This is a genomic window from Flavobacterium caeni (genome assembly GCF_900101895.1).
GTDB lineage: Bacteria > Bacteroidota > Bacteroidia > Flavobacteriales > Flavobacteriaceae > Flavobacterium > Flavobacterium caeni.
The window spans coordinates 284,417-293,480 of sequence record NZ_FMVF01000005.1 but is presented as its reverse complement, the minus strand read 5'-3'; the positions used below and the strand labels follow the sequence as shown (position 1 = coordinate 293,480).

The window sequence follows — 9,064 nt, the reverse complement described above, 5'->3', positions numbered from 1 at the left end:
AAATGTCGGATTTATTTCTTAGGGGCAAGCCCAATTCCCCCTGCCCAATTGGTCAGAAAATACAAAATTTTTCGATACCGGCACTACAGAAAAAATATACACTTCCCAAAAAACCAAAAAAATTGGAGCGACACCCAAAGATACCGCTCCAATAAAACTTATAATTTTAAATAATTACTGCGCCAACCCAATCAACGCGTCTACGTTCATCGCTTCTGGCGACGTTTCGTACTGCTCTTTGATTTGGTTGAAATACTTGAGCGCATCGGCCTTGTTGCCCGACACGAGCGCTGTTTGTCCTGCCTTGAGCAAGAAACGCGGCGTCGTGAATTCGTTTTTGTTCATTTCAGAAGCCTTGACGTAGTACTCAAGCGCTTCCTTGTGTTTGTTTTGCTGCGCATAGGCATCGCCAATGGCGCCTTGCGTGAGCACAGACAACACCATGTCGCTTGCCTTGAAACTTTCCAAAGACGAAATCGCCTCTGGGTATTTCTTCAAGTTCAACTGACAAATACCGGCGTAGTAGTGCGCGAGGTTTCCGGCATCGGTACCCGAGAATTTATCGGCGATTTGTGTAAAGCCGTATTTGCCTTCAGAACCGTTCAAGGCCAAGGTAAACAACGAATCGGCTTTGACGTCGCCATCGATCGCTTTCTGGAAATTTTGCTGTGCGGTGAACATTTCGTTGGCCGCTTCGTCCTGCTTAGGGCCGGCAACGAATTTCTGGTACAAGAGGTAACCCACCACGATCAACGCCAATCCGCCGAGTACGCCAAAAATCATTTTTTGGTTTTTCTCGAACCACTCTTCGGTTTTGTTGGCGGTATTGTCAAGAGAATTAAAGACACCCGCTGTGGTACTGTCCTTCTCTTCTACATTGATTTGGTCTTCTATAAAGGTATTGTCTACTTTTTCTTCCTTCTCTTTTGGCGCTTTGTAGCCTCTTTTATTGTAAGTTGCCATTAATATGAAATTTATGAGCCGCAAAAATAAAATTTTTATTCGAACGGCAAGAAAAAAAACGAATTTTATATCGATTGTTTAATCGTTGGTTTGTTTAATTGTTTAATCGGACTGCAAGTTTTGAATTTCGGGTTGATTTTGGGCGTTGCCTGCGGCCGGGCTGTCCGTTTCAATCTTTTGCATTACACTGCGTTCCATACAAAAGGATTTCCACTGCCATCCCTAACGCGAACCCTACTCACGATAAAGTCCTTGCTACAAATAACCAAATCCACAAATCCACGAACCAACATTTTTCACTAATTTGCACCGCTTTCAACCGCGCGTATGCACCTCAAACAAATCTCACTTTTCAACTACAAAAACTTCACCGAGGCCGACTTTGCATTCGACAGCAAAATCAACTGCTTTGTCGGCAAGAACGGCATCGGCAAGACCAATGTATTGGATGCGATTTACCATTTGGCCTACGGCAAAAGTTACTTTAATCCGTTGGCGGTGCAAAACATCAAACACGGCGAAGATTTTTTTGTGATCGACGGCGAATTCGACAAAAACGACCGGCCCGAGCAAATCGTGTGCAGCCTCAAAAAGGGGCAAAAGAAAATCCTCAAACGCAACGGCAAGATCTACGACAAGTTTTCAGACCATGTTGGGTTTATCCCTTTGGTAATGATTTCCCCGGCCGATACCGACCTCATCATCGAAGGCAGCGAAACCCGACGCAAATTCATCGACAGTGTGATTTCGCAACTCGACGCGGCCTATTTGCAACAACTCATCCAATACCAAAAAGTGCTGGGCCAACGCAACGCCTTGCTCAAGTATTTCGCGCTCAACCATACGTTCGAAAACGACACGCTCTCGATTTACAACGAACAACTCGACGCGCTGGGGCACCAGATTTTCGAAAAACGAAAAGCGTTCATCGCCGACTTCATCCCGATTTTCAACAAACACCACCAAGCCATCACGGGATCGGCCGAAACGGTGCAACTGGTTTACGAAAGCAGCCTGCACGACAGCAATTTGCTCGCGTTGCTGCAAGAAAACATACAAAAAGACCGCGTGTTGCAATACACCTCGACGGGCATCCACAAAGACGATTTGTCGTTCGAAATCGACCATTATCCAATCAAGAAATTCGGGTCGCAGGGCCAACAAAAATCGTTTCTCATCGCGCTCAAACTGGCGCAATTCGACTTCGTCAAGAAAAAGTGCGGGGTCAAACCCATACTGCTGTTCGACGACATCTTCGACAAACTCGACGAAGCGCGTGTGGGTCAAATCGTACAAATGGTGAACAACGACGATTTCGGGCAGTTGTTCATCTCGGACACGCACCCCGAGCGCACCGAAGCCATCGTCAAATCGACACACCAGAGCTATAAAATTTTCGAGTTGTAAGCGGGATTTCGTACTTTAGCCATCCGATTGAAATGTCATGAAAAAACAAATCCTCGCCTTTTTTTCGGCCGCTTTGTTGTTTTGGAACTGTAGCGGCCAACCCGCCAAAAATGTCGAAAACATCTCGGCACTGGCGTTGTCCGAACAACTCAAGAAAGACCCGAAAATACAGCTGATCGATGTGCGAACGCCCGGGGAATATGCGGGCGGGCACATTGCCGATGCACCCAACATCGATTGGAACGGCGACAATTTTGAGCAAAAAGTAGCGGTGTTCGACAAAACCAAACCCGTTTATGTGTATTGCAAAGTGGGCGGCCGATCGACGGCAGCGGGCCACAAACTTCTTGCGATGGGTTTTACCGAAGTGTACAATCTTGAAGGCGGCATCCTCAAGTGGGATGCGGCGGGATTGTCTGACGCAAACGATAAAATCGTCGGGATGTGCAGCCAGGAGTTTGCCGAACTGATCCAGTCGGACCAGAAAGTGTTCGTCAATTTCTATGCGCCATGGTGCGAACCCTGCAAAAAAATGGCACCTTACATGGACCAACTCGGCGAAAAATACAAAGGAAAACTCACCGTCGCAAGGCTCAACGCCGACGAGCACAAAACGCTTGTCCGCGACATGAAAGTCGACACGCTGCCGCTGGTGCAACTGTACGAAAACGGCAAGGTGGTTTGGCAACACAGCGGCTACCTGAGCGAAGCAGAACTCCAAAAACATTTGCCATGATCCCAAAAGAAAACCTCGAATTCCTCAAGGACGTCAAGAAAAACAACAACCGCGAGTGGTTTTTGGCCAACAAAAAACGCTACGAAGCATACAAGAAAAACTACCACCAGCTGGCGCAGCAATTGCTCGATGCGATGGTCGAAAAAGACCCCAGCCTGGCATCGATGCAGGTCAAGGACGTGGTGTTCCGCATCAACCGCGACATCCGTTTTTCGAAGGACAAATCGCCCTACAAGACCAACATGGCGTTCTGGTTTTCGCCGGGCAACAAAAACTGGAACCAGTCGGGGTATTACATCCATGTCGAACCGGGCATGAGTTTCATTGCGGGCGGGTTCTATCAACCCGAGGCACCTGCCCTCAAGAAAATCCGAAAGGAAATCGCTTTCTTTCACGACGAACTCGAAGAAATGTTGGCCGATAAAAAATTCCAATCGGTATTTGGCGACCTCGACCGCACCTATACCCTCAAGACCACGCCCAAAGATTACGACAAAGACCATCCCGCCATCGAACTGCTCAAACTCAAAAGTTTCGAAGCTTCGACAAAAATTAGCGATGCCGAACTCACCGACAAGCATTTCGTGGCCAACATGGTAGAAAAATTGATGTTGCTCAAGCCGATGAATGCATTTTTCAACCGCGCGGTTGAGGCAGAGGATTAACTGTTTCAATTCCAAATTCCAAATTCCAAATTCCAAATTCCAAATTCCAAATTCCAAATTCCAAATTCCAATTCGAATCCAGATGGAAATCTTACACGACGTTTCGCTAAAAAAATACAACACGTTTGGCATAGACGCCAAGGCCAAAAGGTTTGTGGCCGTACATTCGACCGACGAGCTGCGCGAAGTGCTGCAACGGCATGCCGACCAGCCGAAGTTCATTCTGGGCGGCGGAAGCAACATGCTGCTCACACAGGACGTGGATGCGCTGGTGATTCACGTCGATTTGAAGGGCAAAAAAGTAGTCGAAGAAGACGACGATTTCGCGACCGTCGAGGCCAAAGCAGGCGAAAACTGGCACGGATTCGTGCTCTGGACCATCGACCAGAATTTTGGCGGGCTCGAAAACATGTCGCTGATTCCGGGCAATGTAGGCACCACCCCCATCCAGAACATTGGCGCGTACGGTACCGAAATCAAGGACACGTTCACCTCTTGCGATGCGATCGAGATTGCCACGGGCAACCTGCGCACGTTTGACCTGGCGGAATGTCGTTTCGGTTACCGCGAAAGCGTGTTCAAACAGGAACTCAAAAACCGCTACATCATCACGGCGGTGCGGTTCAAACTCACCAAGCGCAACCACAAGATCAATACGGCTTACGGCGACATCCAATCGGAGTTGGCCAAGAACAACATCGACGCGCCGGGGCTTCGCGACGTGAGCAATGCCGTGATCGCGATCCGTCAAAGCAAGTTGCCCGACCCGAAAGAATTGGGCAATTCGGGCAGCTTTTTCAAGAATCCGATCATTTCGAAAAAAGCATTCGAAAAGGTACAGGCGCAATTCCCCGACATCAAGTCGTATCCCGTATCGGACACCGAGGTCAAGGTCCCTGCAGGCTGGCTGATCGAACAAGCGGGATTCAAGGGCAAACGGTTCGGCGACGCGGGCGTACACAAGAACCAGGCGCTTGTACTGGTAAACTACGGCAATGCGACGGGTCAGGAAATACTGGCCGTGTCGAAAGACATCCAACGCACGATTTTGGAAAAATTCGGGATTGCGATCGAGGCCGAGGTGAATGTAATTTGATTATTGTTTATTATTTATTTTTTATTACCGTCCAATACAACGACCTGTCATCAATTTTTACGGCGATTTTCCATTCGCGCCAAACCAATAAATAATATCAATAAAAAATAATTAATAAATGTACATCCCAAACCAATACCAAAACACCGACCGCGCCGACGTCGAAAACTTTGTCAAGAACAACAGTTTTGCGATTTTGGTCAACCAGACGGCGGGCAAGCTTTGGGCAACCCACTTGCCGCTTGAGCTCGAAACCGACGCCAACGGCCACGAGGTGTTGCGCGGACACCTGGCCAAAGCCAACCCGCAATGGAAAGGGTTTGCCGAAAACGACCAGGTGCTGGCGATTTTTTCGGGGGCGCACGCCTACGTTTCGTCGTCTTGGTATGATTTCGAGGAAGTCCCTACGTGGAACTATTCGGCCGTACATGTGTATGGAACGATCCGCACGATAGACGGCGATGAACTGCTCGCGCATTTGACGCGTTTGGTCGACAAATACGAAACGGCTTCGGAGCATCCGGTTTCGGTAGCCGGATTTTCTAAGAAAACCATGGCGCAGGTGCGCGGCGTGGTGGGGTTTGAAATCAAGATCGACGACATCCAGGCCATCCGGAAACTGTCGCAAAACCGCGACGCCAAGAACTTCAAGACCATCATCACCGAACTCGAAAAAACAGGAAGCCCCGATGCGGTGGCCGTGGCGCAGGACATGAAACGCTGCCCGTTTGAAAAGTAGACCGCCGCGCTTCAAAACGAACGCAGACCAAGATTCCGTCCTGACTCTTGACTCTTGATTCTTGACTCTTGACTCTTGACTCCTGAGTCCTGACTCCTGATTCTTGATTCTTTCACCAAAACCTTCTTTTCTCTTTCTGCCTAAATTCATACCTTTGCGCGCTTAAAACCTCATCGCCTATATGTTGACCATTATTTTCTACGCTTTTATCGCCGTCGTTGCCATACAGTTTGTGTATTATGTGGTCATTTTCGGGAAGTTCGGCTACCGGAAATCGCAAAAGAGCAACCCGAAGCGCATTCCGATTTCGGTGATTGTGTGCGCCAAGAACGAGGAGGAAAATGTCGCGAAATTTGTCCCGATGCTCGCCGAACAGGATTATCCCGATTTTGAAATCGTACTGATCGACGACGCGTCGAGCGACGGTACCTTAGACTTGCTCGAAGGTTTCGAAAAACAATACGCAAACGTGCGGTTGGTCAAGGTCGAAAACAACGAAGCGTTCTGGGGCAACAAAAAATTCGCGCTCACGCTGGGCATCAAGGCCGCCAAAAAAGAATACTTGCTGTTTACCGATGCCGATTGTTATCCGAATTCCAAGAACTGGATCATGGAGATGAGTTCGCAATTCACCAAAGACAAAACCATCGTGCTGGGTTACGGCGCCTATGAACGCCTGCCTGGCTTTTTGAACAAGATCATCCGTTTCGAGACGATGCTCACGGCCGTACAATATTTTTCATGGGCCAAGATTGGAAGGCCGTACATGGGCGTTGGGCGCAACCTGGCGTATAAAAAAGAGGAATTTTTTAACGTACGCGGGTTCATGGACCACATGAAGATCCGTTCGGGCGACGACGATTTGTTCATCAACCAAGCCGCCACGGGTAGCAACACGACGATTTGCGATTCGCCCGACAGCTTTACCTACTCGATGCCCAAGACTTCTTTTAAGGAATGGTTTACGCAAAAACGCCGACATGTATCTACGGCGGGGCATTACAAAGGATTCGACCAATTCCAACTCGGGGTATTCTATACGTCGCAGTTGTTGTTTTTGCTGCTGCCGATCGTACTGCTTGCGTTCCAATTCCAGTGGATGATCGTATTGGGGTTGATCGGATTCCGCTACCTTTTTGCATGGATCACACTCGGACTCTCGGCCGGTAGACTGCGCGAAAAAGATACGATGTACTGGTTCCCGATTATCGAAATAACGCTTATCTTTACGCAACTCAACATCTTTTTCACCAACATTTTCTCAAAACCCGTGCATTGGAAATAAAGTCCTACATAGAAAAGGCGAAGAACGGCGACCAGGTTGCGTTCACCTTTCTATTGGACCGATATTGGAACGAAGTCTACGGGTTCATGCTCAAACGCACCGAAAATGAGACCGATGCCGAGGACATTACCATCGAAACCTTCTCGAAGGCGTTCGACAAAATCGCGACCTACAATCCCGAATTCCAGTTCAATACGTGGTTGATTGCGATCGCCAAGAACGTACACATCGACTTGTTGCGCAAGAAAAAATCGGCGTTGTTCATCGACATCACCGACGAAGAAGACCAGCAGGCCTACAACGTAGCCGATACGGCGCCATCGGCCGAGGACGAACTCATCGCCAAGCAAAACCTCTCAAGTTTGTTGGCGTGCATCAAACAACTCAAACCGCATTACCAGGAAGTCATCCAACTGCGTTACTTTCAGGAACTCTCCTACCAGGAAATCGCCGACCAATTGGGCGAACCGCTCAGCAACGTCAAGGTAAAGCTGTTGCGCGCGAAGAAATTGCTGGCCGAGATCATTAACAAACGGTAGGGAATCGGTTAATCGTTTAATCGGACGTGCTATCGAAAATCGGTTAAACGACTAAACAATTAAACAAACGATCTGCAGTATCGTTTAATCGGACTTCTTTTCTCACGTGGGTTACACGATTAAACGATTACACAATTAAACGATTACACGATTACACGATTAAACATTTCAACGATTAAACAATCCTTTTGTCGATTATTCAACTTTTTACACATTATTTCACACCATTCCAACGTTAGGTGTTAAAATGACCTCCTATGATTTGACAGTACTTAACCAATTAAACTTTTGTATGATGTCAAATTCAAGCATTTTCGAAAAGGCGTGGCTCGATCTCGTGTTCGAAGGGAAAAACCAGACTTATGGCGCCTACCAATTGCGCAAGGACAGCGCAAAAACCACTTTGTATGCGTTTGCGCTCGGCTTATTTTTTGTCGCATCGGTCATTAGCGCCGGATTGTTTTTGAGTTCGTTCGGCAACAAACCAACGATGAACGACATGCCGGTTCTCGACGACACTCTCCACATCACCCGTTGGGACAACATGGAACCTCCTGTTGTGCCGCCACCACCGCCAGCTCCTAAAAATTCAGAACCCGCAACAACGACCACCGACACCCAGGAAATGACCAACAATCCGGAAATCGTGGCATCCAACGAAGCCGACGACGTTAAACGTAACGACGATCCGCCAACGGCACCCGAAGGTCCCAAAGGTCCCGACGGTGGGACTACCGCGCCGTCGTCTACCGGCACACCCGGAACAGGAACGGAACCCTCGCCAGCGCCACCTGCCGTACCCAATGGCCCGATGGCCGTGACGATGCTCGACAAAATGCCTGAATTTCCGGGCGGGATCAAAAAGTTCTATGAATACGTGGGCAACAATTTCGAAAAACCCGAAATCGACCAAACGGTCAATGTACTGATGTCGTTTGTAATCGAAAAAGACGGTACGATGACCGACATTAAAGTGCTGCGCAACCCAGGCTACGGGCTCGACAAAGAAGCCATCCGCGTGCTCAAGTCGCTCAGGACCAAGTGGGAACCCGGCATCAAGAATGGCCAACCGGTACGTGTGTTGTACCAGCTCCCGATCAAGGTGACGCGCACACCATGACAATGAATAGATTGCTTATAAAAAGCCGACACGGAAACGCGTCGGCTTTCGTTTTTCATTATTAATTGAACTACGCTTTTTTCACGAACTCGGTACGCAAAACCATCGCCGTCTTGTTGACACGGCAATCGATCTCGGCCGGGTCGTCGGTAAGGCGGATGTTCTTGACCATCGTGCCGCGTTTGATCACATCGGACGAACCTTTGACTTTCAAGTCCTTGATGACGGTCACCGAATCGCCGTCGTTTAAAATATTGCCGTTGCTGTCTTTTACTTCCATCTCGAAAAATTTCATCAAAGATAAAATTTTAAAATTCCAAAATACAAATTCCAAATTCCAAATTCCAATCGCTGGCGAATAACGTTTCGATAAAGCCGGAAAATCGCGTTTAAAACCCAAAGTACTCAATTTCAATTTTCCCACAAGACATCTAGCACACGATTGGAATTTGGAATTTGGAATTTGGAATTTGGTCCCGACACTTCGGGATGGAATTTGGAATTTGGGATTTCT

General features: G+C 48.2%; 10 protein-coding genes. 8 read left to right on the top strand and 2 right to left on the bottom strand.

What is annotated here, in order from left to right; genetic code table 11:
- Window positions 1–174: 174 nt before the first annotated feature.
- Window positions 175–963: a tetratricopeptide repeat protein gene (locus tag BLP55_RS06900; RefSeq protein WP_091141592.1), complete on the bottom strand. Its 789-nt coding sequence runs from the start codon at window positions 961–963 to the stop codon at window positions 175–177.
- 327 nt (window positions 964–1,290) lie between these two features.
- Between BLP55_RS06900 and recF the strand changes: the two genes are divergently transcribed.
- The 8 genes from recF (at window position 1,291) to BLP55_RS06860 (ending at window position 8,550) form a co-directional block, all read left to right on the top strand.
- Entirely contained in the window at window positions 1,291–2,370 is a 1,080-nt protein-coding gene (gene recF / locus BLP55_RS06895; RefSeq protein WP_091141591.1) for a DNA replication/repair protein RecF, read from the top strand.
- Window positions 2,371–2,407: 37 nt separating this feature from the next.
- Window positions 2,408–3,106 carry a thioredoxin domain-containing protein gene (locus tag BLP55_RS06890; RefSeq protein ID WP_091141590.1) on the top strand — a complete coding sequence of 233 codons (699 nt, stop codon included), beginning with the start codon at window positions 2,408–2,410 and terminating at the stop codon, window positions 3,104–3,106.
- Entirely contained in the window at window positions 3,103–3,771 is a 669-nt protein-coding gene (locus BLP55_RS06885) for a DUF2461 domain-containing protein (RefSeq protein ID WP_091141589.1), read from the top strand. The genes BLP55_RS06890 and BLP55_RS06885 overlap by 4 nt, the downstream gene beginning before the upstream one ends.
- 82 nt (window positions 3,772–3,853) lie before the next feature.
- Window positions 3,854–4,867, top strand: coding sequence for a UDP-N-acetylmuramate dehydrogenase (gene murB, locus BLP55_RS06880; protein ID WP_091141588.1), 1,014 nt, complete (start codon window positions 3,854–3,856; stop codon window positions 4,865–4,867).
- A gap of 118 nt (window positions 4,868–4,985) precedes the next feature.
- Complete coding sequence (locus BLP55_RS06875; protein WP_091141587.1) at window positions 4,986–5,606, top strand: FMN-binding negative transcriptional regulator; 621 nt, start codon at window positions 4,986–4,988, stop codon at window positions 5,604–5,606.
- Between the two features lie 181 nt (window positions 5,607–5,787).
- Window positions 5,788–6,891 carry a glycosyltransferase gene (locus tag BLP55_RS06870; protein ID WP_091141586.1) on the top strand — a complete coding sequence of 368 codons (1,104 nt, stop codon included), beginning with the start codon at window positions 5,788–5,790 and terminating at the stop codon, window positions 6,889–6,891.
- Window positions 6,882–7,430, top strand: a complete 549-nt coding sequence (locus BLP55_RS06865; protein ID WP_091141585.1) for an RNA polymerase sigma factor — start codon at window positions 6,882–6,884, stop codon at window positions 7,428–7,430. Before BLP55_RS06870 ends, BLP55_RS06865 begins: the two co-directional genes overlap by 10 nt.
- A 292-nt stretch (window positions 7,431–7,722) precedes the next feature.
- Window positions 7,723–8,550 (top strand): energy transducer TonB, encoded by an 828-nt coding sequence (locus tag BLP55_RS06860; RefSeq protein WP_170826810.1) that lies wholly within the window; start codon window positions 7,723–7,725, stop codon window positions 8,548–8,550.
- Between the two features lie 70 nt (window positions 8,551–8,620).
- On the opposite strand, the gene BLP55_RS06855 is transcribed toward BLP55_RS06860, so the two are convergent.
- Window positions 8,621–8,845, bottom strand: coding sequence for a zinc ribbon domain-containing protein YjdM (locus BLP55_RS06855; protein ID WP_317040287.1), 225 nt, complete (start codon window positions 8,843–8,845; stop codon window positions 8,621–8,623).
- Window positions 8,846–9,064 lie beyond the last annotated feature (219 nt).

What these genes read in the sequence shown, in the direction of transcription:
- murB (WP_091141588.1), top strand. Translation starts at nt 3,854, where the DNA reads ATGGAAATCTTACACGACGTTTCGCTAAAAAAATACAACACGTTTGGC.
- BLP55_RS06885 (WP_091141589.1), top strand. Translation starts at nt 3,103, where the DNA reads ATGATCCCAAAAGAAAACCTCGAATTCCTCAAGGACGTCAAGAAAAAC.
- BLP55_RS06875 (WP_091141587.1), top strand. Translation starts at nt 4,986, where the DNA reads ATGTACATCCCAAACCAATACCAAAACACCGACCGCGCCGACGTCGAA.
- BLP55_RS06890 (WP_091141590.1), top strand. Translation starts at nt 2,408, where the DNA reads ATGAAAAAACAAATCCTCGCCTTTTTTTCGGCCGCTTTGTTGTTTTGG.
- recF (WP_091141591.1), top strand. Translation starts at nt 1,291, where the DNA reads ATGCACCTCAAACAAATCTCACTTTTCAACTACAAAAACTTCACCGAG.
- BLP55_RS06860 (WP_170826810.1), top strand. Translation starts at nt 7,723, where the DNA reads ATGATGTCAAATTCAAGCATTTTCGAAAAGGCGTGGCTCGATCTCGTG.
- BLP55_RS06900 (WP_091141592.1), bottom strand. Translation starts at nt 963, where the DNA reads ATGGCAACTTACAATAAAAGAGGCTACAAAGCGCCAAAAGAGAAGGAA.
- BLP55_RS06855 (WP_317040287.1), bottom strand. Translation starts at nt 8,845, where the DNA reads ATGAAATTTTTCGAGATGGAAGTAAAAGACAGCAACGGCAATATTTTA.
- BLP55_RS06870 (WP_091141586.1), top strand. Translation starts at nt 5,788, where the DNA reads ATGTTGACCATTATTTTCTACGCTTTTATCGCCGTCGTTGCCATACAG.